Here is a 25,463-nt window from a genome sequence, read left to right on the forward strand (position 1 = left end):
GACGGAGGCGCGTACCCCGGCCGGGGTGATTAGCTGTGTGGATGACGACCCCGGTCTCCCTCGGTACGTGGCCGACCCCCCTGGAGCCCGCGCCGCGCCTCGCCGCCCGGGTGGGGCTGGCGGAGTTGTGGTTCAAGCGCGACGACCTCAGTGGGCTCGGCGGAGGTGGCAACAAGGTCCGCAAGCTGCGGTACACCTGCGCGGAGGCGGTGGCCCTCGGTGCCACCACGGTGATCACCTCGGGTGGGCCGCAGAGCAACCACGCGCGGCTGACCGCCGCGGCGGCCGCGCGGCTGGGCCTGGCCTGCGTGCTGGTGCTCGCCGGCCCGCCCGCTCCGCACCGGCGCGGAAACCTGCTCCTCGACGAGCTGACCGGTGCGGAGATCGTCTGGTGCGGGGACCGCCCGCTCGCCGAGGTAATGGCGGTCGAGGCCCAGAGGCGGTCGGCGTACGTCATCCCGTTCGGCGGCAGCTCGCCCGCATCGGTCCAGGGGTACGTGGACTGCGGCCGGGAGTTGCGCGCCCAGGTGCCGGACATCGACGGGGTCGAGGTCGTGGTGGCGGTCGCCTCCGGCGGCATGATGGCCGGGCTGGTCCGTGAACTGGGCGCCGAGCGGGTGATCGGCGTGGACGTCGGCGCGGTACCCGATTCCCGTGCCGCCGTCGCCGGGCTGCTCGACGGCCAGGTCGAGCCGGCCGCGTTGCGCGTCGACGGATCACAGGTCGGCGCGGGTTACGGCACGTTCACCGACTCCGCGCGGGCGGCCCTGTACGCGACCGCCCGCGAGGAGGGCGTGTTCCTGGACCCGACGTACACGGGTCGGGCGATGGCGGCGTTGCTGGAAGGCAGCTTCCCGCACGGCGACCGGGTCGTGTTCGTGCACAGCGGTGGACTGCCGGGACTCTTCGGTCATGCCGAGGTCGGGGACCTCACTCCGGCCAGTCCGACTCCTCGATGACCCGGACGAAGTCGATGTGGCGGTAACCGGGCACGCGGTGCTCGAGCACGTCGCCGTTGACCGTCCCGAACGTGGTGTCCGGTCGGTGCCGGAACCCGTCGGCGAACGCGTCGACGATGGCGCGCTTGAAGTGCGGCCGTGGGTGCGCCGCGACCACCGCGGCGATGTCGGCGGGGGACAGTTCCCGGTAGCCGATGCCGAGCACGTCCGTCTCGACGCCGGCGCTGACGAGGGCGACCTCGGGCTCCAGCCGGTGCGGCACCTCGGGCGTGGTGTGCAGGGCGATCGCCTCCCACACGAGGCGCGTCTCGGGCTCGCCGATCCCGTGTGAGCGCAGGAAACGGCGTGCCTCGTCCGCGCCGTCCAGCTCGAAGCGCTGGTCGTCGCGACGGTACCGCGCGGTCAGGCCGAGGTCGTGGAACATCGCCCCCACGTAGAGCAGCTCGGGGTCGGCCGTCAGACCGAGCCGCCGGCCCTGGAGGGTGCCGAAGACGAAGACCCGGCGGGAGTGGTGGAACAGCAGGTCGTCGGTGGCGGCCCGGACCAGGTCGGTGGCCTCGGTGGCGAGGGGCGAGTCGGGGATCTTGACCCCCGCGATTGTCTGGATCATGGATGTCCTGTCGGTCCGGGGAGCCCGTGGCGTGCTCCGGTGCGTCAAGCGTCACGCCGGGAGGCCGTCCGCGGCCCTGTCCTGTCTGCCATGCTTCCCTCAGATCGGGACACGTCGGGGAGGGGCGCACGGTGACGGACCACGCGGAACGGGCGCACCGGGTCTGTGCCCTCGTCTTCGACGGGATGAAGATGCTGGACCTGGCCGGGCCGTTCGAGGTGTTCGCGGAGGCCGCCAGGTTCGGTGCCCGGTACGAGCTGGAGGTGCGGTCCGGCGACGGCGCTCCGGTCCGCTCCTCGACCGGCCTGCGCGTCCCCGTCGACGGGGACGTCGAGTCGGCGACGGATGTCGGAACCGCCCTGGTGGTCGGCGGTGACGACCTGCCGACGACGCCGATCAGCTCCGAGCTTCGGGCCGCTGCGGTGTCGCTGTCGCGCCGCGCCTGTCGTACCGCGTCGGTCTGCACAGGCGCGTTCCTGCTGGCCGAGGCCGGCCTGCTGGACGGCCGTCGGGCCACGACGCACTGGCGGCACACACGGCTGCTCGCCGCCGCCTTTCCGCGCGTGCGGGTGGAGCCCGACGCGATCTTCGTGGAGGACGGGACGATCATCACCTCCGCGGGCGTCTCCGCCGGCATCGACCTCGCCCTGGCGCTCGTAGAGCGGGACCACGGAGAGGAGGTGGCGCGATCGGTCGCGCAGTCGCTCGTGGTGTTCCTGCAACGGCCCGGCGGCCAGTCGCAGTTCTCGCCGTCACTGACCCTGCCCCGGCCGAGCAGCCCCGTCCTACGGCAGGTGACCGACGCGGTGGCCGCCGACCCGGCCGCCGACCACTCGGTGCCGGCGCTCGCCGCCCGCGCGCATGTCAGCCCCCGGCACCTCTCCCGGATGTTCCGGCAGGAGACCCGCAGCAGCCCCGCCAAGTACGTGGAGGGTGTGCGGGTCGACGCGGCCATCCGGCTGTTGCACGCCGGGCACTCGGTCACCACCTGCGCGCAACGGGTCGGCGTCGGCAGCCCCGAGACACTGCGCCGGATGTTCCTCGCGCGGGTCGGGGTCTCGCCGAGCGCCTACCAGCAGCGGTTCCGCACGTCGACGCGCGGCGCGGCGCCGGACGACGAGGACTGACCGTTCCCCGCCCGGTCGAGCCCGGAACGCAACAGATGGAGCCCAGACCCCGCAGCGCTTCCGTGGCGGGTCGGTCCGCATCACCGACTCGACCAACTTCGCCGCGTCCACCACGACCGCCGCCGCCCTCGTGGAGGTCGAACCCGGGAGGATACGCGAGCTGCACTGGCATCCGACCACCGACGAGTGGCAGTACAACATCTCGGGCACCGGACGGATGGGCGTGTACGCGGCCCAGGCCAGCGCCCGGACGTTCGACTTCCAGGGGCGACGTCGGCTACGTACCCTTCGCCTACGGCCACTACATCGAGAACACCGGTGACGAACCTCTGGTGTTCCTGGAGATGTTCAAGCATCCCCGGTTCGAGGACATCTCGGTGATGCAGTGGATGGCGAACACACCTCACGAGATCATCGCCGACACGATCAACGTCGAGAGGTCGATCATCGACGAGCTGCCGGCCACCAAACAGACACTGATCTGACGTGGGCGGGTGCGAAACTCTCCTGGTGGTGGGGCCCGAGAGTGACCGGCTAGGGTTCCGCTGTGTTCCGCATCGTCGTGATCATCGCCGCCGTGGTGCTCGCCGTGGACCAGGCGACGAAGTTCTGGGCCGAGTCCGCGCTCTCCGACGGGCAGGCCGTCTCCCTCGTGGGTGACCTCCTGCAACTACGGCTGGTCTACAACCCGGGCGCCGCCTTCTCCATCGGCTCGTCGTACACCTGGATCTTCGGGCTGACGGCGGCCGCGGCGGTCGTCGCGGTGACGGTCGTGGCGCGACGGGTCACCTCACGTCAGTGGGCCGTGGCACTGGGGTTGGTGCTCGGCGGGGCGGCGACCCATCTGCTGGACCGCCTCTTCCGGGAGCCCGGGTTCGCCCGGGGGCACGTGGTGGACTTCATCGACTACGCCGGGTTCTTCATCGGCAACGTCGCCGACATCGCGCTCGTCGTCGGTGTCGGCATCGTCCTGCTGCTCAACCTGCGGGGCGTACCGCTGCGGGCGCCGGCAGTGCCCGACGACGCCCGCGCCGACGAGCGGGCACTGCCGAATCCCTGACGTACGCATCGGCACGGCACCAGCTGACCGGCACGTCCCACGGGTTGCCGGCGGCCGGTGAATGTTGGTGGGGGATGCTTGTCGCGTGCAGATCACGATCCTCGGCCCGCTCGCCGTCGACGGTCGACCGGTCCGGGGCGAGCGGCTGGCGGCGGTGGTGCGCGCCCTGGTCGACGCGCGTGGGCGGGCGGTCTCCACCGCGCTGCTCGTGGACGCCGTGTGGGACGGCGTCCCGCCGGACGACGCGACGGGCGCCGTCCAGGCGCTGGTGTCGCGGGCACGCCGTCTCGGGCTGCCGGTCGTCGCGGTGCCGGGTGGATACCGGCTGCCCTCCGACGAGATCACCGTCGACGTGGTCGAGGCGCGGGCGCTTGTGGAGCGGGCGAACTCCGCGCTCCGGGACGGGGATCCGTCGGCCGCCCGGGACATGGCCGACCGGGCGCGGGCGCTGTTCCCCGAGGTCCCGGATCTCGACACCACCGAGGACGCCCGCCTGTTCGCCGACGTCGCCGCGCTGCGCGCGCGGGCGGCGCTCGCCGGTGCGGCGCCCTTCGACGAGGCGGACCTGCGCCGGCTCGCCGCGCGTACCCCACCGGACGAGCCGTCGGCCGCGCTGCTGGTCCGGGTGCTCGCCGCCCAGGGCCGCGACGCCGAGGCCCTGGAGGTGATCGAGCGGCTGCGCGCCGAACTGGCCGACCGGTACGGCACCGACCCGTCGCCGGTGATCGCCGAGGTCCACCTGGCCCTGCTGCGCGGCGAACTCACCACCCCGACCGTCGTGGCGCCGCCCCGGCAGCCGGCACGGATCACGCTGCCCGCCGCGTGGCGTCGGCCACTGACCGCCCTCGTCGGGCGGGAGCGTGACGTCGAAGCCGTCGCCGACGCGCTGACCGGGACGGCGCTGGTGACGATCGTGGCGACCGGCGGCGCTGGCAAGACCCGCCTCGCCGCCGAGGTGGCGCGGCGCGCGGCGGCGGCCGGGCAGGCGGTACGGGTGATCGAGCTGGCCGGCCTGCGCTCACCCGACGAGGTGCTGCCCACGGTGCTCGCCGCGCTGGGCGGTGCGGACACGACGGCGACCGGCGGCAACCTGGGCCTGGAACGGCGCGTCCTGAGCCCGGTGCAACGGCTGCGGGCCGTGGCGCCGGACCTCGACGGGCTGCTGGTGCTCGACAACTGCGAACACATCCTGGACGCGGCGGCCACCGTCGTCGCGGACCTCGTCGCGGTGGCGTCGCCGGAGGTCGCGGTGCTCGCCACGAGCAGGGCACCGCTCGGCCTGGCCGGCGAACTGGTGCACCGGCTAACCGCCCTGCCGGACGCCGACGCGCTCGCCCTGATCGAGTCCCGGGCGCGGGCCGGAGGCGCGGTGCCGACCTGGGACGACGAACGGGCACTCGCCCTGTGTCACCGGCTCGACAACCTGCCGCTGGCGCTCGAACTGGCCGCCGCCCGGCTGCGGCACATGCCGATCGACGACGTGCTCGCCGGTCTGACCGACCGGTTCGCGCTGCTCGACGACGCGCTGCGTGGCCTGCCGGAGCGGCACGCGAGCCTGTGGGCGATGGTCGACTGGAGCCGCGAGTTGCTCGCCCCGGCCGACCGTGAGCTGCTTCAGCGGGTGGCTGTCGTCCCCGCCGCGTTCACCGCCGATCTCGCCGCCTCGGTCGCGGGAACCTCTGACGTGCGGCGCGGTCTGGCGACGCTCGTCGAACAGTCCCTGCTGACCCTGGTCCAGGGGGAGGGGCCGCCGCGCTACCGGATGCTCGAGACCGTCCGCGAGTACGGCGAAGCGCGGCTCGACGCGGCAGGTGACCGGGACCGCACCATGGCCGGACTTGTCGACTGGGCGCGGGAGCGCGCCGTCGACCTCGGCGGCCGGTTCGTCGGCCCCGGCCAGGTCGAGGCGCTCGACGAATGCGCCACCGAGCAGGACAACCTGATCGCGGCTCTGCGCTGGGCCCTCGGGCACGACGACGAACCGGCCGCGGTCGACATCGCCACCGCGCTGCTGCACCTCTGGACGGTGCGCGGCCTGCACCTCGAGGTCACCGGGTGGGCGCGGGGCCTGCTGCACGTCGACGACCCGTGGCGGCGGCGACGCTCGGCGATCCAGGGCCGGGCCGTCGACCGGCCACTGCCCGACGCCGACCGCCTCGCCTGGCTGTCCCTGCTGATCGGGGTGAATGCCGGCATCAGCGGTGAACTGCGGCTCGCCGGACTGGCCCGGCGGGTCCTGCGGAGAGTCCTGGCCGAGCGGCCCGGCGAGTTGTCGCCCCGGATGACCGCGCTCGCGTCGGCGTTGCCCGGTTTCGACGAGTCCGACCTGGACAAGAGCCTGGAGAGCGCCACTGAGATGATCGCGCACCCGGACCCGTACGTGCAGGGGCTAGGCCTCTTCGCGCGCGCGGCGGTACGCGAGAACGGCGGCATGCCACAGGCGTCGATCGCCGACGCCGAGCGGGCGTACCGCCGATTCGAGGCGGTCGGCGACCACTGGGGCATGGCCATGGCGGCCGGAGCCGTGGGGCAGTTCGTGATGCCGGCCGGGGAGGTCCGGGCGGCCGACTGGCTGGCGCGCAGCGTCCAGCACATGGAGATGATCGGGGCCACGCAGGACGCCCGGTCCATCCGGGTGCGACTGGACATGCAGCTCGCCCTGACCGGGGACGCGGAGGCCGAGCGGCGGTTGACCGAGACCGCCACCTCGGGCCAGGCCGAGCAGATGGACGCCGCGCAGGCGCATCTCGGTCTGGCGCACCTCGCCTGGCAGCGGGCCCGGTACGACGAGGCGCTCGCCCACGCCGACGGCGTGGTCCGCACACTCAGCCGGGACGTCGGGCCGCCGCCGCAGCCGCGTGCCCTGCTCCGGGTCGCGGTGGCGATGCTGTGGCTGCGAGTGGCCGAGGTGTGCCGGACTCCGGCGGACGAGGTCGATCCGCGGGTGGCCGCCCTGTTGGCTGTCGCCGCCGACGACGCGCTCGCCGCACGGGACCTGCCGGTGATCGGGGCGTGGGCGCTGGGCGGGGCGGAACTCGCCGCGTACCGGGGCGACACCGGCATCGCCCGCGAGCTGTCCGCCCTCGGGACGCGGATCGGCAGCCACGTCGAGATGTTCTTCCCGCTCGGACGCGGCGAACGGCTCGACGCCGCCCTCGGGGACGAGGAGCAGCGTGAGCCGTTGCTTGCCGCGTGGCGCGGCCGACCGGTCGCCGTCGTGGTCGCCCGCATCCGCGAGTTGATGGACGACCTGCTGGCGTAGGTCAGATCTTCCTGCGGTACGCGCGCAGCGCCAGCGGCATGAACACCGCCACGAAGCCGACGCACCAGGCGAGGGTCCACCACACGTGCGCGCCGAGCGGAGTGCCGAGGAACAGCCCGCGTACCGAATCCACCAGGTGGGTCATCGGGTTGACGTCCACGAAGGCCTGCATCCAGCCGGGCAGGGTGTCGGCGCCGACGAACACGTTCGACGCGAAGCTCAGCGGCATGATCAGCGCGAACATCAGCCCCTGCACGGCGCCCGGGGTGCGGACCTTCATCGACACGTAGACCGGCAGCCAGCTGAGGCAGAGCGCGAACAGCACCGCGAGCAGGCAGCCGGCGATCGCCCGGAACGGGTCGGTCTCGATCCGGAACCCCATCAGGTAGCCGATCGCCAGTGTCGAGACCGTGACGATCACGTACCGGACGACGTCGCCCAGGACCGCGCCGACAAGCGGCGCGGAGCGCGGGATCGGCAGCGACCGGAACCTGTCGAAGATGCCCTTGGCGATGTCGGTGTTGAGGTTGACGCCGATCGCGATGGCCCCTGTCGCGATGGTTTGCGCCAGGATCCCGGGCAGCAGGAACTGTAGGTAGTCGTGGGTGGAGCCGGCGACCGCGCCGCCGAAGACGTACACGAAGATGACGAGGAACAGCACCGGTTGCAGCGTGACGTCGACCAGGGCCTCGGGCGTACGCCAGGTCTTGATGAGACTGCGCTTGGCGAGTGCCAACGAGTGTCGTACGAGCCGGAACGGTCGTGGGTTCGGGGCGACCGTCGACAGGGCGGAACTCGCCGTGGGTGGTGCGCCGACCAGGGTGCTCATGCCGCGACCTCCGTGCGGTGGGTGGTGTCGTCCTCGGATGCCGTACGCCCGGTGAGGGTGAAGAACACCTCGTCGAGGCTCGGCAGGTGCAGGGAGAGTTCGGTGACCGCGATGCCGGCGGCGGCGAACCGCGCGACGCTCCCGGTGAGCGCCCGGTCGTCGGTGACCGGTACCGCGAGTACGCCCTTGCGGATCTCGTCGGCCTGCGCGCCGGAGCCGACCTCGGACAGGATCGCCGCGATCCGGGGCAGGTCCGCGAGGTCGGACGGCCGGACCTCCAGGGTCTGCCCGCCGACCACCCGCTTGAGCCCTTCGGGGGTGTCGTGCGCGATGACCCTCCCGTGGTCGATCACCGTGATCGAGTCGGCGAGCGCGTCGGCCTCCTCCAAATACTGGGTGGTGAGCAGCACCGTCGAGCCGTTGGCGACGAGCGACCGGACCACCTCCCACATGTCCTCGCGCTTGGCCGGGTCGAGGCCCGTCGTCGGCTCGTCCAGGAAGATCACGTCCGGTGATCCGACGAGGCTGGCGGCCAGGTCCAGCCGCCGGCGCATGCCGCCGGAGTACGTCTTCGCCGGTCGGCCGGCGGCCTCGGTCAGGTCGAACCAGTCGAGCAGTTCGGTGGCCCGCCGCCGGGCGCCGACGCGGCCCAGCTCCAGCAGCGTCCCGAACAGTTCCAGGTTCTGCCGTCCGGTCAGGTCCTCGTCGACGGAGGCGTACTGGCCGGTGAGGCCGATGCTCTGGCGGACCCGCTCGGCGTCGCGGACGACGTCGAAACCGCCGATCCGGGCGGTGCCGGAGTCCGGGGTGAGGAGCGTGGAGAGGATGCGTACGGCGGTGGTCTTTCCGGCGCCGTTGGGTCCGAGGACCCCGAGCACAGTCCCCCGGGGTACGGCGAGGTCGACGCCCTGCAACGCCCTCGTCTTCCCGAAGTTCTTCACGAGGCCCTCGGCCTCGATCACCAGGTCAGCTGTCATGTCCCACAGCCTGCGCCGGGCTCCTGACACCGCGCCGACACGGCACCGACACCCCACCGATGCGAGGGCCGCGATACGATGACGGCGGTAGAGCGCCTGCCCGCGCCCGATGTGGTGGCCCACGCCAGACCACATGCTGGGGCCAAGAGTCACCGACTCCGCGCCGTCGTGTCGATCCTCGGCGTGCCCGTACGCCGGCTGTTCGGTGCCAGTGCGTGGGGCTGCACCGGAGGGCGTCATGTCTGAGCACGATCCACGCCGTGCCCGGGGCCGTGCCCGCAAGCGCGCCATCCGGGAGCAGGCCGCTCGCGCGGGAGTCGCCTACTCGGTGGCCGCGCGGCAGATCGAGTCGGTCGGTCTGCAACCGGGGAGACCCTCTCGACGTACGGGCGGACGATCTATCCGATCGGCGGCGACCCCCACCGCCAACTGCTCGTCGAACGCCGCGAGCGGCGTTCGCTCGAGGAACGGGCGGCGGACCTGCGGCGGGGCGCCAGCCTGCCGGACGGCCGCGCCCGGCACCTCGTCGAGCGTTTCCCGCCCGGCCGGGGGCGTCCGGGTACCGGCGTGGGTCCGCTCTACCACGGTGCGGATCGCGAGGACGTGCTCGCGCTGCTGTACATCGTGGTCGCGGCCGAGTCGCCAGGGCTGCTGCCGGCGGTGGGCGACCTCGTGTGGATCGCGGAGTTGGGTGAGGAAACCGCCCTCGACATGGCGTGCGCCGACGTCGACCGGGAGGTCCGCCGGCTGCTGGACCGGGAGCCGGTGCTGCTGTGGCCGGCGGTCGAGAAGGCGTTGGCCGCCGCCGAGCGCAGCGCGGACTGGCAGATCCGCCGGTCGGCGATCCGATACGACGCGATCCTTCGCGCGACGAGGACTCCACGGGTGGGACCGGCGGGTGAGCCGTACGTGCCGGAGCCGTCGATCAGCGGAGTCCGGCAGATCCTCGACGCGCTGCTCATCGTGGCCGACGACGGCCATGCGCCGGGCACGCGGGTACGCCTGCTCGGCGAGTCGAGCGAGGCGCGGACGGCCACCATCGTGGGCGCCTGCTGGGGTCGGTCGGGTCCGCCGGAGGGCTATCTCGTCTGGCTGGACGGGGCGGGCGCGTCGGTGCCGGCGCGCCCCGACGAGCTTGTGGTGCTGGCCGACCAGGAGTCCGTGGCGCGGTGAGCCGGACTCCGCTGCGGCGGGACCGGCGGCGGTGACCCATAACCCGGGGAGTACGACCCAGAGGGGATGACCCGCAACATCCACAGCAATCAATATGATGACCGCTATCCCGATCTGGTGCGCTCACGGGGCGCGCCGTAGCGATGCGGAGGAATGCATGGTTCGCTGGCGCACCCTCACCGGCCTGTTGGCCACCGCGCTGGCCGCGGTGACCGCGGGCAGCCTCACGCTCGCGGCCCCGGCCGCCGCCGACAGCCCGATCACCCCGAACGTCGTCGGCGGCACCCGCGCCGCCCAGGGCGAGTTCCCGTTCATGGTGCGTCTCTCGATGGGCTGCGGCGGGGCGCTGTACAGCCCCCGGCTGGTGCTCACCGCGGCGCACTGCGTGGGCGCAACGGGCACCAACACCAGCATCACCGCGACCCTCGGCGTGGTCGACCTCCAGTCGTCCAGCCGGATCACCGTCCGGTCGAACTACGTCTACCGTGCCCCCGGCTACAACGGCAGTGGCCGGGACTGGGCGCTGATCCGGCTGGCCACCCCCGTCACCGGCTTGAGCACCCTGCCGATCGCCAACACGACCGCCTACGACAGCGGCACCTTCACCGTCGCCGGCTGGGGCGCCGCGCGCGAGGGCGGCAGCCAGCAGCGCTACCTGCTCAAGGCGACGGTGCCGTTCGTCAGCGACTCGACCTGCAACTCCTATTACGGCGGCGACATCATCGCCGCCCAGGAGATCTGCGCCGGGTACGCCAGCGGCGGCGTCGACACCTGCCAGGGTGACTCCGGTGGCCCGATGTTCCGCCGCGACGCCAACAACGCCTGGATCCAGGTCGGCATCGTCAGCTGGGGCAACGGCTGCGCCCGACCCAACTACCCGGGTGTCTACACCCAGGTGAGCTACTTCGCCTCGACTATCGCCTCGGCCGCCGCGAGCCTCGGCGGCTGACCCGTACGGCCCAGCGGGCGGTCCGGACCACGCGGTCCGGGCCGCCCGAGGGTCGTCACCCGGGAAAGTGCAGCGCGTCGTCGCGCAGCACCGCGTGCGCGCCGACGGTCTCGTTGACGATCTGCGTCACCCGTACGTCGACCGCCACGCTGGCCAGCGCGGCGGCGTCCGCGCGGCTGACACCGTGCGACAGTTGCAGCAGGGTGAGCATCGAGTCCAGGGCCATGAACGTGGCGTCGTCGAGGGACGCGCCGACGCCGAGCGTCAACCAGGCGTCCGGGGTACGGGCCACGGGGCCGGTGATCGGGAAGTCGTCCCGCACGTCGAAGGTCAACGTCACCTCCTCCATCGGACACTCGATCGCGGTGCCGCCGACCTCCCCGTCGCCCTGCGCGGCGTGCCCGTCCCCGACCGAGAACAGCGCGCCGTCGACCGGGATCGGCAGCAGCAGGGTGCTGCCGGCCGTCAGGTCCCTGCAGTCCAGGTTGCCGCCGTGCGGTCGGGGTGGGGTCGTCGAGTGCAGTCCCGGCTCGGCCGGCGGCATACCGAGCACCCCCATGAACGGGCGGAGCGGGATCGTGTGGCCGTGCTGGTTGCGGCCGGTCATCGTCACCGGGTCCAGCTCCCACGAGTGCACCACCTGCTCGTGCACGACGCCGTAGCGCTCGTTGAAGCCGCTTGGCCAGCCACCGGCCACTGTGGTGCCCCAGGTGCCCGGGGTGATCGCGTCGACGCGTACCTCAAGGGTCTGACCGGCGCGGGCGCCGCGCACCGCGACCGGGCCGACCAGTGCGTGGCCGTGGTCCGGCTGGCGCTGCGGGACACGGGGGCGGTCGCGGTTGTAACCGCCGGGGTACGGGCCGGCCGACCACCAGCAGTCCAGGGTGCGGTAGGTGACGGTGTCGCCGGGGTCGATGGTCAGCACCGGCGGGAAGTCGACGGAGAAGTGACCGTGCAGGGTGTCGTCGTCGGGGGTGAGGGTGTGTCGCATCTGGGCAGGCTATGCCCCGCCGTCCAGGACGTCCCGCAGTCGGGCGGCGAACTCCTCGGGCTTGCCCGCGTACCCGGACTCGCCGCCGAGGAACCCGCCGTGGTGGCTGGGGAACACCACGGCCTCCTGGCCGAGCAGCGCCGCGGTGCCCAGGGCGGTACGCGCGGTGTACGTCCCCGCCGACTCCTCGCCGACGGCGATCACGATCCGGGTCGGGGCCGCGGTGAGCACTGTGGCGTCGGGACGGTAGTCGGTGATCGCCGACGATTTCCTCGACAGCAGCGGGTCGTCGCGGGTGCCGTCGTCCTCGGCCGGCAGCCCGAACATCGCCGGGTCGGGGGCGGGCTGGGCGAAGTAGGCGTCGGTGAACTCGCCCTGCCAGGACGTCATCGCGATGAACGAGGCCATTCCCGCGCCGCGACCCTTGGCCTGGTAGGCCTCGTGGCAGCCGGCCTGGGCGCGCTCGGCGGCAGTGGCGTCGGGAAGGACCGCGTTGATCGGTGGCTCGTGGGCCACAAGCGTGGCGACGTCCTCGGGGTGGGTGGCGACCAGTTCGAGTGCGGTCACCGCGCCGCCGCTGCTGGCGAACACGTCTACCGGCCCGGCGCCGAGCGCCTCGATAAGCGCGTGCAGGTCGGCCGCCTGCTGCTGTGGAGTCTGGTCGGACCGGCCGTCCGTGCGGACGCTGCGACCCAGGCCACGCGGGTCGTAGGTGAGGACGGTGCGGTCCGTGAAGTGCGGTGCGAGCGCTCCGAAGCCCTCCGCCGTCATCGGCTGGCCGATCATGAGCAGCGGACGGTGGCCGCCGGCGGGGGGCAGTGGGCCGCGTACGTCGTAGACGAGGTCGACGCCGGGGATGGAGAGGGTGTGCGTCCGGATGTCCGTCATGCGGGTGAGACTACGTCCGGCTGCTCCCGTTCCGGAGTGCGACGGGCGCGTGGCGCGCTGTTTTCGGCGCTGGTGCGCGCCCGTGGGCCGCGGAGGTGTCCGCGCATCCGCGGCCCACGGGAGTCACGACGTCGTGGGTACCCGGTCCAGGAAGCCCAGCACCTGGGTGAGCCTCCCGTCGTCGTCGGTCACCGCGACGTCGAATCCGGCGATCGGCGCCTCGCCGTTGTCCGGTCCGAGTTCCCAGGTGAAACGGGTCTGGTTGTGGTGGGAGTCGACAGGTCCGACCAACCGGAACGTCATGCCGGGGAACTGGCTCTGCACGGCGGCGATCGTCGCGTCGATCGCGTCGCGGCCCTCGGCGACGACCATCGGGTCGACGTAGCGCCCGTCGGGGGCCCACAGGTCGTCGATGTCGCGGCGCCGCTGCGCGGGGTCGGTCTCGTTCCAGGTCGCCATGTACCGCTCGGTCAGCTTGTCGAACGTGGTCGCCATTGGTTTCTCCTCGTCAGCCGGAATGGTTGTTCCGGTGATGAGCTTTCCCGTGCCGTGGTGGGCTGTCGATTACGTCGGAGGTAATGGCCCAGGCGTCGGCACGGAACTAGGGTCGGAGAAGTGACGATCATGACCAGGACCGGGCGACCGGTGGGGGAGCTGCTCCGTGACTGGCGTCGGACCCGCGGGCTGAGTCAGCTCGACCTGTCAATCGAGGCGGGAGTGTCGGCCCGGCACCTGAGCTTCGTCGAGACCGGCCGGTCCCGGCCGAGCCCGGACCTCATCCTGCGGTTGGCGGAACAACTGGACATGCCGCTGGCCGAGCGCAACACGATGCTGCTCGCCGGCGGCTACGCGCCCGCGTACCCGAGCCACGAGCTGAGCGATCCCGAGTTGGCGCCCGTACGTGCCGCCGTCCGGCAGATCCTCGACGGGCACCGCCCGTACCCGGCGCTGCTCGTGGACCGGCACTGGCACCTCGTCGACGCGAACCCCGCCGTGGGCCTGTTCACCGCGGACGCGCGGCCCCACCTGCTCACGCCACCCGTCAACGTGTTGCGGCTCAGCCTGCATCCCGACGGCATGGCGCCGCGCATCCTCAACCTGCCCGAGTGGCGCTCCCACCTGCTCAACAGGTTGCGCCAGCAGGTCGACGTGACCAACGACCCGGTCCTGTCCGACCTGTACGAGGAACTCCTCGGCTACCCCGGTGCCGACGCCGGCACGGCACCGGTCAGCGACGCCCTGTCCCGTGTCCTCGTTCCTCTGCGCTACCGACACGACGACCGGGAACTGGCCTTTGTCAGCACCACGACCCTCTTCGGTACGCCGTTGGACGTCACCGTCGCCGGGCTGGCCGTCGAGGCGTTCTTTCCCGCCGACCCGGTGACCACCGAGGCGCTGCGCGCTCTCGCCCCGTCGTGAGCCTCACCCCTACGGATCGCGCTGGCTAGGCAGCGGCTGGCGGAGTCGGTCGTCGATGATTCCCGGCATCCGCCGCGCCACCCCCGCGAGGAGGTCCGCGACCTGGACGCGCGGGTCGTCGCGGGAGTCGACCATGAGCAGGCCGGCCAGGGGTGACACCCCGGGCGGCAGCGCGTTGGCCACCGAAGCGCCGGCCAGTGCCCGCTGGAGACGGGTCAACCGGTCGGCGGTCAGGGCGCTCTGCTCGTCGTGCGTCACCAGCACCTGCCGCCGGCCGTCGCTCCACGACAGGACCGTCTCCGCCAATGCCGGGAGCAACGGCTCCAGCGGCGGGGGGATCGACCTGTCGTCCCCGTCGAGCCGGGCCACCAGGGCCCGCACGCGACGGGGGTCGAGCCCGTCGAGGACGGCGTCCGCCGCCGTGCCGAGCCGGTGACCCAGCAGCGCGTCCCGGGCCTCGAAGAACCGCCGCGCCGTCCGGTCGACAGGCAACCGCCGCTTCATCCGGACGAGATCGACGAACGCCGACAGGAAGAGCGCCCAGTCACTCCCGGCCGAGCGGCCGGCCTCGTGCAGCACGACTGCGGTCTGATGGTGGTCGCGGGCCAGGCGGGTGCCGGCCGCGTACGACGGCTCGGTCAGCATGAGGTCGACGATCCGGGTGACGAGGAAGAACTCCTTGTCGATCAGGTGGACGTGTGCGCGACCGGTCAACGCCGCGAGGAACCACTCCAGGGCCTCGTCCGCACCCGGTCGGCGCAGGAAGTGCCCGGACTTGAACTCGTGTGGCGAGAACCGGAACCCGGACCGCAGCGCGGTGATGAGCGCGACTGCCTCGTCGACGGCCAGGTCGACACTCGCGTGCGTGATCACCGGGGCGGTCGAGTGCAGCAGGTTGGTGCCCGAGAACCCCGACTCGTCGCAGGCGATCTGCACGACCGCGCCGACCAGCGGGCCGCTCGGCGGGAGCCCGCCCTGAAGTGGCGACCGCACACCCGAACCCCCGCCCATGCCGCCATGCTCGTCCGCACACCCGCGGCGGACAAGCCGATTGTGCACGGGGGGCCTGGGATCAGCGGAGCCGGCGGATGTCGCCGTACGCCCGGTAGAAGCCACCCCGGCCGGACTCGCGGACCTCGGTCACCAGGTAGCGGGCGCCCGGCTCCCGGATGCCCTTGGGGAACTGCACGGCCCAGTCCCGCCGATAGCCGTCTGACATCACCTGCACCCGCAGCCGTCCCCGGTCGTCCAGGCACTGCACCACGACCCCGGCGCCCGAGTCGCCGGTCACCTCGACGATCGTCGGCTGCACGGTACGCGGCGTCTCGCGGGGGGCCTTGATGTCGCGCACCTGCGGCACGTCGCCGACCTGGGCTGCCCGGATCGCCGGCTCGCTGGCGTCGACGCAGGCCAGGTGACCGCCGGTGGTCACCACATAGAGCCGACCGTCGTGGTACTGCATCGAGTACGCCGAGCCGCAGCCGGTGCCGAGCTTCCACAGGCGGGTGCCGGCCGCGTCGAAGCAGTAGATCGAGGACTGGCTGTCGCCGGCGAAGACGTACTCCCCGCCCTGGGCCGTCGCGCAGGAAAAGACCGGGGCGTCGCACCGGTAGCTGCGCTCGACGCGGCCGTCCTTGGCCAGGCGTACCACCTCACGGGTGCCCGTCCCGGCGAACACGCTGCCGCGCTCCTGCCAACCGAACAGCACCGAGCCGGTCCTGGTGTGCCACAGCTCCCGGCCGGTGCGCCAGTCGAAGCCGGTCACGCCCTGCGAGTGGCCGTGGTAGAGCGCGTCGGCGTCGCAGCGCACCATCCAGGCCGAGCGGCCCCGCCCGGGACGACGCCAGAGGAACTCGTCCTCGTGGTCGATGGCGGCGATCCCGCCGTCGGCGTCCGAGACGCCGAGGACGCCGTCGTGGATGTCGAGCCAGTAGATGTCGATCTCGGGGGCGATCGCGTAGGCGACCCGGGGCACCTTGCCGGAGAGGTCGTAGACGTTGCCGTCGTCGCAGCCGGCGTAGACCCAGGCGTCGTCGGCGACTATGCATTTCACCCCGTCGGGCAGGCGGACCTGGCCGCGCACCTGCGCGTCGTGCCCGAGGGTGGTGATCACCCCGTGTTCGTTGCCGACCATGCAGTGCTCGTCGTCGACGAAGATGCCGAAGGCGGGCGCACCGGAGTCGTACCGCCAGAGCACTGGCGCGGTGTGCGCAGTGGACCGGGTGCTGACGATCTGCCGCCGCGAGACGCTGCGCTTCTGGCGGACGCCGGGGACCGCCGGCGCGTACCCCTTGCGGACCTTCTCTCCGATCTTCTTCGCCGCGGCCGCGCGGGCGCGGGCGTTGTCCGGGTAGGCGCTCGCCTTGACCTGCCCCTGGTCGCCGATCCGGCCGTAGCGCACGGTCAGCGTGGCGTTGTCGACCACGACCTCGTAGAACTTGTGGGCACCGTCCACTTCGGACAGTTCGAGGTAGGTCGTCTCCTGGGACATCTGGGCCTCCGAGGGGGGTTCAACTACCGGCCCGACGTGGCCGGCGCGGCGACAGTGCCCACACGCTAACCGCCACCCCCGACAAGATCCGGCGCGCCGACGGCACCCCGGGTGACTGCCTTGTATCGATGGATGTCGACTGCCATGCTGAGGCTCGGTCGTGCTCGGGAGCCAGCGCGCACCGCGTCCTCTCCGGCCCACGGGACGTACGAGGTGGCCACGCCACCCGTACCGGGCAGTCCTCGTCGGCGGCCGGACACCCGTCTGCGGCACCGGCCGCCAGTTCGGTCGCCCGGTGCCCGGCAACCACCGGAGGTACCGATGCTCCGCATGTTTCTCGCCGCCACCACCCTGGCGCTGGCCGCTTGGACACCGACGAGCAGCGCCACCGAGGCGACGCCCACGCCCACGCCGTCGGTCACGCCGACGCCGACGCCCACGATCACCTGCCCGCCGGTGCTGCCCATCACCGCCACCGTGGCCGGGGCGACCACCACGAGCCTGACCATCTCGTACTCGATCTTCTTGGGGCCGCCCTGCGGCTACGACCCGCCGATGACCGTCCAGCTCTTCGCCAGCCGGGACGATGCCATGAAGCGGCTGAACCCGGTGGCCGAAGCGGTGTCCGGGCCGGAGCGCAACGGGACCGTCACCATCGGCCGGCTGACGCCTGATACCGAGTACTGGTACCGGTTCGGCGACGTCGAGGGCCGCCGCGACCCGTACATCGTCGGTGGGCCGGCCCGCACCCTCGCCGAGTCGACCTGCCGTGCCACGGCCACCATCGACGCCCGCTGGGGCACCGGCTTCGTCGCCACGGCCACCGTCCGCAACACCGGAACCGAGTCGATCGACGCGTGGCGGGTCTCCTGGCGCTGGTCCGGGGACGAGCGCGTCCAGACGGTCTGGGGCGGTGTGGCCGACACGGCCGGCGCCGACGTCACAGTGCGCAACGCCCCGTACAACGGGACGCTGGCACCCGGCGCCGCCACGACGTTCGGGCTGCTTGTGTCGACGAGCGCGGTGCCCGACGGGCTGACGCTCACCTGCTAACGGGTGAACGACGCCGCCCCGCTTCCGCCGTCGTGGCGAGAGCGGGGCGGCGGCACATCGGTCAGGGCTTGCGGGCCACCGCGCCGTACGCGTCGATACCCTCCGCGTCGGCCGCCTCGGGGCGCCACAGCGGGATCGGCACCAGGCCGGGCTCGACCATCGTCAACCCCGAGAAGCAGCTCGCGAGGTCCTGCGGGCTGCGCAGGATGTACGGCACACCGCCGGCCTGCGCCAGCCGTTCGGCCCCGGAGACCACCGACGGGCTGGTGTTGGTGCCGTCCCACAGCACCAGGTGACTGCCCGACGGCATCGCGTCCATCGTCCGCCCGACGATCGAGCGCACCACGTCCAGATCCGGCTCGTAACCCATCACGCCCATGTACATCACGGCGATCGGCTCGTCGAAGTCGAGAGTCCGCGCCGCCTCGGCGAGGATCTTCTCCGGGTCGTGGTAGTCGGCGGGTACGTAGGTGGTGACACCCTCGGACGTCGCGCTGGACAGCAGCGCCCGGGCGTGCACGAGGACCATCGGGTCGTTGTCGACGTAGACGATCCGCGCGTCGGGAGTGATGCCCTGGGCCACGGCGTGCGTGTTCTGCATGGTGGGCAGGCCGGTGCCGATGTCCAGGAACTGCCGGATGCCGGCCTCGGCGGCCAGGTAGCGCACCGCCCGCACGAGGAACACGCGGGACTGCTGCGCCATGAGGACGATCTCGGGGTAGACCTCGGCCACGGCGTCGCCGGCCGCCCGGTCGGACTGGAAGTTGTCCTTGCCGCCCATCCAGTAGTTCCAGATCCGCGCCGCGTGCGGCACGTCGGGCTGAAGCTTCGCGGCGAGTTCGGCATCCGGGCCGGCCATGCCAGGCTCCTATCGAGGGGTCGACGAAGGGACCTACAACAGACCGGGATCGTACCCCCCGTCGTCCACTGTCGACGTCCGTGTCGAAGACGAGTTGGCGGGAACCGACCGCGGGCGAGAAGCGGCGTGAACCGGCACCCGATCTGGGCCATCCAACTCTCTGACAGATCCACCAGAGGAAGGGAACGCCCATGCGCGCAAGACTGCTCGCCGGTGTGCTGTCCGGCCTGACAATCCTCGCCGGGTGCTCGTCGCCGATCGATCGTCTCGGCGGCGACGCGGCGCCAGCGGGCTCGCCACGCGGCACCGCCACCCTGTCGCAACCCTCGGCGTCGAGTGCGCCGGTGCCCGGTGCCACCGAGCCGAGTGCTTCGACAACCGATGGTTCCAGGACGGGCACGCCGGTAGCCCGCAGCGCCACCCCGGGTGCTCCTACCCCCGGCACCCCCCGCGCGGGTGTCCAGGCGAGCGACATCCGCGAGACCGACTGGCGCAACGCCGTGATCAGCAACCTGGGCTTCTGCGGGGCGCCGGGCGAGACTGTGACCTTCCGAGACGGGTCGAACGGCTACGACATACCGTGCACGATGCTGCCCGGCGGTGCGCAGCCGGTGTACGCCGAGTTCGTGGCCGAGGAGCCGGCCAACGCGCCGTCGACGGAGGACGCACTCGTGCTCATCGAACTGGGCAGTCCCGACGCCGCACGGCAGCAGGCCCTCGTGCCGGTCCAACTCTCAGACGACGGGCGGGGTCGGTACGCGTGGCCGATCATCAAGGGGGACAGGTCCAGTTCGACCGGCGCCCAGGCCATGACGTTCCTCTCGTACCGGGTGGTGGGGCAGAGCGTGGAAGCGACAGTCCGCACGCTGGACGGGAGCACCGAGACCCGTCGGTGGCGCAAGGCCGACGGCAGCGGGAACTGGGAGCGGTACTAGCTTTGTGCGGCCTCGGAACGGTCCACGCGCAACGTACTGAGGACCTCGTCGGTGCGATCCGTCTCCCCGATCTGTTTGACCTGGACGTAGACCCCGAAGGAGCCCTCGGCCGCGACAAGGGTGACCTCGCTGAAGGAGGTGGCGGTGTCACCGCACCGCGTCCACCGCCTGACGCTGCCGCTGAGGGTGCCGATGGTGATCTCGCGGTCGGCCTGACGGATGCAACCGCTGTGGTCGGGCAGCGTCGGCCGGTCCGCGTCGGTGAGGGACCGGCTCACCCCGGCGAAAACTCCGGACGTCTGGCTGTCCACGTCGGGCCAGACCCTGAGGTCAGGCCCGACGAGCAGGCCGGGTTCGCGTCCACCGGGCAGGCCGACCACGGCCGGGTTCCAGCCGGCATCGCGCAGTTGCCTGGCCCAGTCGTCGGGAACGGCGACGGAGACGGCGCCTGTCACGTCGCTCACCCGCATCCAGCCCGGTGGCGCCGGGGGAACGGCGGACGACCCTGCCGCGAGCAGCGTCGCGGCGACGATGCCGACGGCGGCGACGAGCCGGCGGGTACGCCGCAGCAGTGGCCGGGCCGGGACCCGCTGAGCCGCGAGCAGCTCCTCAAGCGCGGAGGCGTACGCGGTCGCGGTCGGCCAGCGGCGGTCCGGATCGCGGTGCAGCGCCCGACGTACGACCCGTTCGACGGCGGCCGGTGCGCGTCGCGCCGTCACCGCAGTCTGCCCCGGCGGCAGACCTGTCACCATGTGATGGGTCAGGGCGCCGATCGCGTACACGTCGGCCCGGGCGTCCAGCCCTCCGCCTGGGACGAGCTGCTCGGGCGCCATGTAACCGGGTGTGCCCGCGACCATCGTGAACCCGGAGGCATGCGCGAGTGTCTTGGCCAGGCCCAGATCGGCGACCAGCACCCGGCCGCCGGCGGCAGCGGTATCGAAGAGGACGTTGGAGGGCTTGAGGTCGCGGTGCAGCACTCCGGTGTCGTGCAGGACGGCGACCGCCCTGGCGATGTCCACGGCGATGCGCAGCGCCTCGTACACCGGCAGCGGGCCGCCGGTCAGCCGGTCGGCGAGAGTGCCGCCGCCGGCGTACGTCATCACCAGGTACGGCCGGCCGTCGGGCAGCTCGCCGACGTCCAGCACACGGACCAGGTGATCGGAATCGGCCTGTCGCATGAACCGGGCCTCCTGGCGGAAGCGCGCCCGGATGTCGGCACGCTGCGACCAGTTGTCGGCCAGCACCTTCACGGCAACGGGGGACTGCAACTCGTCGTCGTACGCCAGCCACACGGTGGCGAACGCTCCGGAGCCGACGGAGCCTACGACGCGATACCGGCCGACCTGTGACGGGATGGACACGACCGTATTATCCGATGACCGGTACGCCGGTGACGCACGAGCGGGGGCGCGGGTGGCGGACGGGTATGGCATCGAGGACATGGCAGCAAGGGCGGCGGCCGGCGACGGCGCGGCACTCGACGAGCTACTGGCCGTGATCGGGCCGCAGGTGCTCGACCAGTGTGCGCGGTTCCTGCCCTGCCGGCAGGACGCCGAGGATGCGGCCCAGGACGCGTTGATGCAGGTGGCCCGCCACATCGGCCGGTTCGAGGGGCGGTCGCTGTTCTCGACCTGGCTGCACACGGTGGTGGCCAACTGCGCCCGCCAGACCTACCGGTCGCTGCGGCGCCGAGCAGCCGAGCGGCCGAGCGCGCTGTTGCCCGTCGCGGTGGCCGACCCCCGTACGACGAGTGTCATCGCCGGATCGCGCCTCGATCTGCTCGACGCCCTGGAGCGGTTGGAGGCCCACCGACCGGAGTTGGTGACGGCACTGGTGCTTCGTGACGTGTGCCAACTGGACTACCAGGAGATCGCCGCAGAGCTCGGCATCCCGGTCGGCACGTTGAAATCCCGCATCCATCACGCCCGCAGACACGTCCGCACGACGTTGCAGGGCGGGTGAGCGTCGCCGGTCATGCCGATCGTCAGCGGCTCGGGCGGTGACTACTGGCGCGGAACTGGCTACGGTCGGGTGCCTGCTCTCCGCCCCATTCAGGAGTGACCGCATGCCGCTCTCCCCGTCCCGGGTGTTCTCGCAGCTGACGACCGCCGAACGACCGGCGCGGACGAGCGTGGTGATGCGGCGTGCGGTGGTGCTCGGAGGCAGCATCGCCGGCCTGATGGCCGCGCGGGTGTTGAGCGACCACGCCGAGGAGGTGCTGATCGTCGAGCGTGACCCGTCCGATGCCGACGGCGGCCCACGGCCCGGCGTTCCGCAGGGCAGCCAGGTGCACGCCCTGCTGCCCGCCGGCCAGGTGCAGTTGGAGCGCTGGTTTCCCGGCTTCGCCGAGGAGGCGCTCGCGCTCGGCGCGCCGCAGCCGCCGAGCGACGGCGGCGCCCGGGCGAAGATCTTCGTGAACGGCGAGCTGGGCCTGCCGCCGGCGCCGTCCGGCGCCGGACCTGCGCTGATCACTACGCGGCCGTTCCTGGAGGCGCTGGTCCGCCGGCGGACCCTCGCCGTCGACAACATCACGATGGTGTACGGCCGGGCCGACGGCCTGGTCTTCGCCGACGGACGCGTCACCGGCGCCCGGTACGTGCCCGAGGGCGGCGCCGAGCCGGTCGTCGAGTCAGCCGACCTGGTGGTCGACGCGATGGGGCGGTCCAGCCGACTGAGCGACTGGCTGGCCGACAACGGCTGGCCCCGGCCGCCGATGCGCCGAATGCCGATCAGACTGAACTACGCGACGGCGCTGTTCAGACGCGACGAGACGGTCAGCGACGCCTGGGTGGCGGTCTACCACACCATGGCCGGCAAGGGCCGTACCGCGCGCATCGGCGGGATCAACTCAGTCGAGGGGGACCGTTGGATCATGCTGGTGGCCGGCTACGACGAGGACCGGCCCAGCCGCGACGTCGCCGATTTCGTCACCCGCTGCCGCGAGCGCTATCCGCAGATGTTCGGCGACATCGCCGAGCGGGGGGAGATGCTCGGCGGCGTGGTCACGTACCACCAGGCCGACAGCCGACGGCGTGACTTCGACAAGCTCGACCGGCTGCCGGCCGGGCTGGTCGCGGCCGGCGACGCCGTCGCGTCGTTCAACCCGGTGTACGGCCAGGGCATGACCTCCGCGACGCTGCACGCCTCCTGCCTGTCCGCGTACCTGCGCTCCGGCCCGGCACCGCACGAGCAGCCGGCGCGGGCGTACTTCGAGCAGGTCCGCGTGGTCGTCGACGCCGCCTGGCAGATCTCCACGTCGGCCGACATCGAGCTGCCGCACGTCGACGGGCCGTACCCGCCTGGTTACCGGATCACCAAATGGTTCGGTGACCTGCTGTTCCGCACGTCGCTCACCGATCCGGTGCTCAACGACCGGCTGGGTCGGGTCACCACCATGCTGGAGCATCCGGCGACCCTGAGCCGCCCCGGCACCCTGCTGCGGGCGTTGCGGCTCGGCCTGTTCCGGCCGCGTCCGGCCGCGACGGCCGTCGTCACGGCTCCTCGGTGAGGGGCCGCCGGGCGATCCCCAGCAGGTGGGTGTCCGGCCAGTCCAGCGGCCGGCCGTCGGTGTCGGTAAGCGTTGCCACCGGGGCGATCCGGTTGTCGATCACCCAGTCGTTCCGCAGCGGCGCGGACGCCGGGTCGACCTCGAATCCGGCCTCGGCCAGCAGCTCCAGCCACTCGTCGAAGCCGAGGCCGCAGAACTGCTCACGTGTCTCGGACAGCCAGTTGTCGACGTAGTCCTTGCGGGTCAGGTAGTCCATCGCCGAGCCGAGTTCGAGCCGGACGGCGCTCTCGTCGACAACCTCGTACGCGAAGGGGAACGCGAAGTCGACGGCGAACTGGTCCAGCCGCGCCCGTGTCGACAAGCCGCCGACGTACCGCCTGACCTCGCCTTCGGAGAGTTCGGCGAGGTCGTGCCGCGGGGCCGGGGGGTTGGTGCCGTCCTCGGTGGCCAGGCGCAGGACCACCTGGCGTCGCCGGTCGGCCGGTCCGCACACGTCGCTGTTGATCCAGACTCCGCCCGGCACGGTGTGGTCGTGGATGCGGCGGGCGAACTGCAACAGCGACTCACGCTGACGCCCGTACGACCAGATCTCGTGGGTCAGGGCGAAGGTGAGCGTGGTGTCCACGGAACGGTCGGCGAAGATCGCGCCGCCGAGGACGTTGCGCTGGTAGAAGTACACGTTGGCGTTGCGGAAGACGCCCTGCGCCTTCTTGTGCACGCACTCCTGGTAGAGGTGCCGGGCGACCTCGACGCCGATCAGGTCACTCTCGTGCAGCGCGGCCTCCCGGTCGGCCAGCTCCAGCACGGAACCGGCGCCACAGCCGATGTCGACGATGCGCCCGGGCTGCACGTGCCGGCGCACGGCCGTCCATTTGCGCTCGGCGGCCTCGGTGAAGGCGTCGACGTACGTCCGGTAGTCCCGGGTGGCGGTGAGACCGCCCTCGTCACCGACGAGCGGATCGTTGACCACCGACCGGACCTGCTCGACCAGGCGGTAGCGCTCGAAGACGTCGATCGTCGCCGGGTGGGCCAGTGTGCGCCAGGCCGGGTCACCCGAGGCCAGGCGGAGCAGCACGTCCCAGGGGCGTTCGGGGACGGCGTCCAGCTCAGGGTCGGCCTCGACCTGTGCGATCGGGAAGCCGATCCGCTCGTAGAGCTTCGCGACGGCGGGCGTGGAGCAGGCCACGACGGTGTCGGCGGGGGTGAGGTCGAGGCCCGTGGCGACGGCGATGGTCTTGAGGGTCACCTCGGCGAAGGCGTCGGTGGGCGCGGTGTCGAAGACCGGCACGACCAGCGAACGCAGCCCGGTCAGCGCGCTGAACCGCTCGATCGCTGCCTCGCGACGGTGGTACGGAACCGGGTTGCGCCTGGTGTTGTCGTGGTTGGCGGAGGTCACCGCCCAGACGATCGTGGTGTCGCCGGAGCGGGCGAGTCGACCGAGGTAGTCCGCCTGGAAACGGGTCAGCAGATGGTGACGGCCCGGGAAGAGCACGAACCGTGGCGGCAGGCCGATCGTGATCACCCCATGTGATGCGGAGCCGAGTGGGACGCACGAGCATAGCGAGTCGGTACCGCGCGTCGCCTGAACGGGGGAGCACCGCGGGACCTCGCCCACGGCATCATGGCGGAGTGCGGCGGCGAATGAGGCACATCCTCGCGGACCTGCGGCACCGTCGGTTCATCGACCTGTACGCCACCACAGTCGTCGCGTTCGTCTTCGCGGCGTTGCTGCTGGTCGGCGCGGATCTGCCGGACAGCGTCCGGTGGTCGCTGCTCTTCGCCGCGTTGGGATTCCTGCTGCTGCGGCTGGCGTTCGCCAACCACCGGGAGGACCGGTTCCTGGACCGCAGTGACTACGACAGGAACCCGATCACCGAGGACCTCCGCACGGCCCGGGATGTGTGGATCTTCGCCCCGGTCGGTTCGAACTTCCTCACCGAGGAGCGCTGCGACGTGCTGCGCCGGGGCCCGCTCGCGCGGGCCGACGGCACGGTCCGGATCGTGGTGTTGCAGGAATTCGACGCGGGCGACCCGATTTCGGAGCAGCTCGACGCGCTGCTCGACTTCCCGGTGCAGCGGGCCGCCGACTCGCTGCGCGAGACCAGGGCGCGGCTCGCGTCGATGCGGCAGTGGACGGTGCAGGGCACCTTCGCCTGGGGCGAGATCGGATTCAACCCCGGGTTCAGCCTGGTCGCGGTGAATCCCCACGCCGCCGGCGGGTACGCGAACGTCGAGTTCCACGGCTTCCGCAACGACGCCATCCGCTCCCGCATGCACATCCACCTCACCCGCGACGACGGCCAGTGGTACACGTACTGGCTCGACCAGTTCGAGGAGATCTGGCGCTCGACCCTCGAAACCGACGGGTCGTGA

Annotated in this window: 25 protein-coding genes; 14 read left to right on the forward strand and 11 right to left on the reverse strand. The window is 72.0% G+C overall.

Annotation, left to right across the window (positions count from 1 at the left end):
- Positions 1 to 41: 41 nt before the first annotated feature.
- Positions 42 to 959: a pyridoxal-phosphate dependent enzyme gene (locus tag AB0N27_RS05390; protein WP_364363495.1), complete on the forward strand. Its 918-nt coding sequence runs from the start codon at positions 42 to 44 to the stop codon at positions 957 to 959.
- On the opposite strand, the gene AB0N27_RS05395 is transcribed toward AB0N27_RS05390, so the two are convergent.
- On the reverse strand, positions 931 to 1,569 hold the full coding sequence (locus tag AB0N27_RS05395) for an HD domain-containing protein (RefSeq protein ID WP_364363498.1): 639 nt from the start codon (positions 1,567 to 1,569) through the stop codon (positions 931 to 933). The two genes, AB0N27_RS05390 and AB0N27_RS05395, sit on opposite strands and share 29 nt — an antisense overlap.
- A gap of 131 nt (positions 1,570 to 1,700) precedes the next feature.
- Here AB0N27_RS05395 and AB0N27_RS05400 point away from each other — a divergent pair, with 131 nt between their 5' ends.
- The 5 genes from AB0N27_RS05400 (at position 1,701) to AB0N27_RS05420 (ending at position 7,018) form a co-directional block, all read left to right on the forward strand.
- Positions 1,701 to 2,696, forward strand: a complete 996-nt coding sequence (locus AB0N27_RS05400) for a DJ-1/PfpI family protein (protein WP_364363500.1) — start codon at positions 1,701 to 1,703, stop codon at positions 2,694 to 2,696.
- 79 nt (positions 2,697 to 2,775) lie between these two features.
- Positions 2,776 to 3,018, forward strand: coding sequence for a cupin domain-containing protein (locus AB0N27_RS05405; RefSeq protein ID WP_364366077.1), 243 nt, complete (start codon positions 2,776 to 2,778; stop codon positions 3,016 to 3,018).
- Entirely contained in the window at positions 3,002 to 3,181 is a 180-nt protein-coding gene (locus AB0N27_RS05410) for a hypothetical protein (RefSeq protein ID WP_364366080.1), read from the forward strand. The genes AB0N27_RS05405 and AB0N27_RS05410 overlap by 17 nt, the downstream gene beginning before the upstream one ends.
- A gap of 62 nt (positions 3,182 to 3,243) precedes the next feature.
- Positions 3,244 to 3,756 carry a signal peptidase II gene (locus AB0N27_RS05415; protein ID WP_364363503.1) on the forward strand — a complete coding sequence of 171 codons (513 nt, stop codon included), beginning with the start codon at positions 3,244 to 3,246 and terminating at the stop codon, positions 3,754 to 3,756.
- A gap of 85 nt (positions 3,757 to 3,841) precedes the next feature.
- Positions 3,842 to 7,018, forward strand: coding sequence for a BTAD domain-containing putative transcriptional regulator (locus AB0N27_RS05420; RefSeq protein ID WP_364363506.1), 3,177 nt, complete (start codon positions 3,842 to 3,844; stop codon positions 7,016 to 7,018).
- 1 nt (position 7,019) lies between these two features.
- Here AB0N27_RS05420 and AB0N27_RS05425 read toward each other — a convergent pair whose 3' ends face one another.
- Both AB0N27_RS05425 and AB0N27_RS05430 read right to left on the reverse strand, forming a co-directional pair.
- Positions 7,020 to 7,847, reverse strand: a complete 828-nt coding sequence (locus AB0N27_RS05425; protein ID WP_364363509.1) for an ABC transporter permease — start codon at positions 7,845 to 7,847, stop codon at positions 7,020 to 7,022.
- Complete coding sequence (locus AB0N27_RS05430) at positions 7,844 to 8,824, reverse strand: ATP-binding cassette domain-containing protein (protein WP_364363512.1); 981 nt, start codon at positions 8,822 to 8,824, stop codon at positions 7,844 to 7,846. The genes AB0N27_RS05425 and AB0N27_RS05430 overlap by 4 nt, the downstream gene beginning before the upstream one ends.
- A gap of 567 nt (positions 8,825 to 9,391) precedes the next feature.
- Here AB0N27_RS05430 and AB0N27_RS05435 point away from each other — a divergent pair.
- Both AB0N27_RS05435 and AB0N27_RS05440 read left to right on the forward strand, forming a co-directional pair.
- The gene (locus AB0N27_RS05435; RefSeq protein ID WP_364363515.1) at positions 9,392 to 9,997 is read left to right on the forward strand and encodes a hypothetical protein; all 606 of its coding nucleotides are present in this window, start codon (positions 9,392 to 9,394) and stop codon (positions 9,995 to 9,997) included.
- Between the two features lie 157 nt (positions 9,998 to 10,154).
- Positions 10,155 to 10,946: a serine protease gene (locus AB0N27_RS05440; RefSeq protein WP_364363518.1), complete on the forward strand. Its 792-nt coding sequence runs from the start codon at positions 10,155 to 10,157 to the stop codon at positions 10,944 to 10,946.
- Positions 10,947 to 11,001: 55 nt separating this feature from the next.
- On the opposite strand, the gene AB0N27_RS05445 is transcribed toward AB0N27_RS05440, so the two are convergent.
- The 3 genes from AB0N27_RS05445 to AB0N27_RS05455 all read right to left on the reverse strand — a co-directional run bounded on the left by AB0N27_RS05445 (position 11,002) and on the right by AB0N27_RS05455 (position 13,320).
- The gene (locus AB0N27_RS05445) at positions 11,002 to 11,937 is read right to left on the reverse strand and encodes an acetamidase/formamidase family protein (protein ID WP_364363521.1); all 936 of its coding nucleotides are present in this window, start codon (positions 11,935 to 11,937) and stop codon (positions 11,002 to 11,004) included.
- A 9-nt stretch (positions 11,938 to 11,946) separates the two neighbouring features.
- Complete coding sequence (locus AB0N27_RS05450) at positions 11,947 to 12,825, reverse strand: alpha/beta hydrolase (RefSeq protein ID WP_364363524.1); 879 nt, start codon at positions 12,823 to 12,825, stop codon at positions 11,947 to 11,949.
- 123 nt (positions 12,826 to 12,948) lie between these two features.
- On the reverse strand, positions 12,949 to 13,320 hold the full coding sequence (locus AB0N27_RS05455; protein ID WP_364363527.1) for a nuclear transport factor 2 family protein: 372 nt from the start codon (positions 13,318 to 13,320) through the stop codon (positions 12,949 to 12,951).
- 129 nt (positions 13,321 to 13,449) lie between these two features.
- Between AB0N27_RS05455 and AB0N27_RS05460 the strand changes: the two genes are divergently transcribed.
- Positions 13,450 to 14,244, forward strand: a complete 795-nt coding sequence (locus AB0N27_RS05460) for a helix-turn-helix transcriptional regulator (RefSeq protein ID WP_364366083.1) — start codon at positions 13,450 to 13,452, stop codon at positions 14,242 to 14,244.
- A 9-nt stretch (positions 14,245 to 14,253) separates the two neighbouring features.
- Here the strand turns inward: AB0N27_RS05460 and AB0N27_RS05465 are convergent, their stop codons facing one another.
- Positions 14,254 to 15,255, reverse strand: coding sequence for a hypothetical protein (locus AB0N27_RS05465; protein WP_364363530.1), 1,002 nt, complete (start codon positions 15,253 to 15,255; stop codon positions 14,254 to 14,256).
- 61 nt (positions 15,256 to 15,316) lie between these two features.
- On the reverse strand, positions 15,317 to 16,735 hold the full coding sequence (locus AB0N27_RS05470) for a WGR domain-containing protein (protein WP_364363533.1): 1,419 nt from the start codon (positions 16,733 to 16,735) through the stop codon (positions 15,317 to 15,319).
- 321 nt (positions 16,736 to 17,056) lie between these two features.
- Here AB0N27_RS05470 and AB0N27_RS05475 point away from each other — a divergent pair, with 321 nt between their 5' ends.
- Entirely contained in the window at positions 17,057 to 17,788 is a 732-nt protein-coding gene (locus tag AB0N27_RS05475) for a cellulose binding domain-containing protein (protein WP_364363536.1), read from the forward strand.
- A 61-nt stretch (positions 17,789 to 17,849) separates the two neighbouring features.
- On the opposite strand, the gene AB0N27_RS05480 is transcribed toward AB0N27_RS05475, so the two are convergent.
- Positions 17,850 to 18,647 carry an SAM-dependent methyltransferase gene (locus tag AB0N27_RS05480; protein ID WP_364363539.1) on the reverse strand — a complete coding sequence of 266 codons (798 nt, stop codon included), beginning with the start codon at positions 18,645 to 18,647 and terminating at the stop codon, positions 17,850 to 17,852.
- A 191-nt stretch (positions 18,648 to 18,838) separates the two neighbouring features.
- Here AB0N27_RS05480 and AB0N27_RS05485 point away from each other — a divergent pair, with 191 nt between their 5' ends.
- Entirely contained in the window at positions 18,839 to 19,582 is a 744-nt protein-coding gene (locus AB0N27_RS05485; protein WP_364363542.1) for a hypothetical protein, read from the forward strand.
- Here the strand turns inward: AB0N27_RS05485 and AB0N27_RS05490 are convergent.
- A complete protein-coding gene (locus AB0N27_RS05490) occupies positions 19,579 to 20,943 on the reverse strand; it encodes a serine/threonine-protein kinase (RefSeq protein WP_364363545.1) in 1,365 nt (454 codons plus the stop codon). The two genes, AB0N27_RS05485 and AB0N27_RS05490, sit on opposite strands and share 4 nt — an antisense overlap.
- A 79-nt stretch (positions 20,944 to 21,022) precedes the next feature.
- Between AB0N27_RS05490 and AB0N27_RS05495 the strand changes: the two genes are divergently transcribed.
- The gene (locus tag AB0N27_RS05495; protein ID WP_364363548.1) at positions 21,023 to 21,544 is read left to right on the forward strand and encodes an RNA polymerase sigma factor; all 522 of its coding nucleotides are present in this window, start codon (positions 21,023 to 21,025) and stop codon (positions 21,542 to 21,544) included.
- A 103-nt stretch (positions 21,545 to 21,647) separates the two neighbouring features.
- On the forward strand, positions 21,648 to 23,090 hold the full coding sequence (locus AB0N27_RS05500; protein WP_364363551.1) for an FAD-dependent oxidoreductase: 1,443 nt from the start codon (positions 21,648 to 21,650) through the stop codon (positions 23,088 to 23,090).
- Here AB0N27_RS05500 and AB0N27_RS05505 read toward each other — a convergent pair.
- Positions 23,074 to 24,612 carry a class I SAM-dependent methyltransferase gene (locus tag AB0N27_RS05505; RefSeq protein WP_364363554.1) on the reverse strand — a complete coding sequence of 513 codons (1,539 nt, stop codon included), beginning with the start codon at positions 24,610 to 24,612 and terminating at the stop codon, positions 23,074 to 23,076. The two genes, AB0N27_RS05500 and AB0N27_RS05505, sit on opposite strands and share 17 nt — an antisense overlap.
- Positions 24,613 to 24,731: 119 nt before the next feature.
- On the opposite strand from AB0N27_RS05505, the gene AB0N27_RS05510 reads away from it, so the two are divergent.
- Complete coding sequence (locus AB0N27_RS05510) at positions 24,732 to 25,463, forward strand: hypothetical protein (protein WP_364363557.1); 732 nt, start codon at positions 24,732 to 24,734, stop codon at positions 25,461 to 25,463.

Source organism: Micromonospora sp. NPDC093244 (genome assembly GCF_040683695.1).
Classification (GTDB): domain Bacteria; phylum Actinomycetota; class Actinomycetes; order Mycobacteriales; family Micromonosporaceae; genus Micromonospora.

Bases quoted from the DNA above. Each gene is read 5' to 3' on its own strand.
- AB0N27_RS05390 (WP_364363495.1), top strand. From the start codon at position 42: ATGACGACCCCGGTCTCCCTCGGTACGTGGCCGACCCCCCTGGAGCCC.
- AB0N27_RS05395 (WP_364363498.1), bottom strand. From the start codon at position 1,569: ATGATCCAGACAATCGCGGGGGTCAAGATCCCCGACTCGCCCCTCGCC.
- AB0N27_RS05425 (WP_364363509.1), bottom strand. From the start codon at position 7,847: ATGAGCACCCTGGTCGGCGCACCACCCACGGCGAGTTCCGCCCTGTCG.
- AB0N27_RS05430 (WP_364363512.1), bottom strand. From the start codon at position 8,824: ATGACAGCTGACCTGGTGATCGAGGCCGAGGGCCTCGTGAAGAACTTC.
- AB0N27_RS05440 (WP_364363518.1), top strand. From the start codon at position 10,155: ATGGTTCGCTGGCGCACCCTCACCGGCCTGTTGGCCACCGCGCTGGCC.
- AB0N27_RS05445 (WP_364363521.1), bottom strand. From the start codon at position 11,937: ATGCGACACACCCTCACCCCCGACGACGACACCCTGCACGGTCACTTC.
- AB0N27_RS05450 (WP_364363524.1), bottom strand. From the start codon at position 12,825: ATGACGGACATCCGGACGCACACCCTCTCCATCCCCGGCGTCGACCTC.
- AB0N27_RS05455 (WP_364363527.1), bottom strand. From the start codon at position 13,320: ATGGCGACCACGTTCGACAAGCTGACCGAGCGGTACATGGCGACCTGG.
- AB0N27_RS05460 (WP_364366083.1), top strand. From the start codon at position 13,450: ATGACCAGGACCGGGCGACCGGTGGGGGAGCTGCTCCGTGACTGGCGT.
- AB0N27_RS05465 (WP_364363530.1), bottom strand. From the start codon at position 15,255: ATGGGCGGGGGTTCGGGTGTGCGGTCGCCACTTCAGGGCGGGCTCCCG.
- AB0N27_RS05470 (WP_364363533.1), bottom strand. From the start codon at position 16,735: ATGTCCCAGGAGACGACCTACCTCGAACTGTCCGAAGTGGACGGTGCC.
- AB0N27_RS05475 (WP_364363536.1), top strand. From the start codon at position 17,057: ATGCTCCGCATGTTTCTCGCCGCCACCACCCTGGCGCTGGCCGCTTGG.
- AB0N27_RS05480 (WP_364363539.1), bottom strand. From the start codon at position 18,647: ATGGCCGGCCCGGATGCCGAACTCGCCGCGAAGCTTCAGCCCGACGTG.
- AB0N27_RS05485 (WP_364363542.1), top strand. From the start codon at position 18,839: ATGCGCGCAAGACTGCTCGCCGGTGTGCTGTCCGGCCTGACAATCCTC.
- AB0N27_RS05495 (WP_364363548.1), top strand. From the start codon at position 21,023: ATGGCAGCAAGGGCGGCGGCCGGCGACGGCGCGGCACTCGACGAGCTA.
- AB0N27_RS05500 (WP_364363551.1), top strand. From the start codon at position 21,648: ATGCCGCTCTCCCCGTCCCGGGTGTTCTCGCAGCTGACGACCGCCGAA.
- AB0N27_RS05510 (WP_364363557.1), top strand. From the start codon at position 24,732: ATGAGGCACATCCTCGCGGACCTGCGGCACCGTCGGTTCATCGACCTG.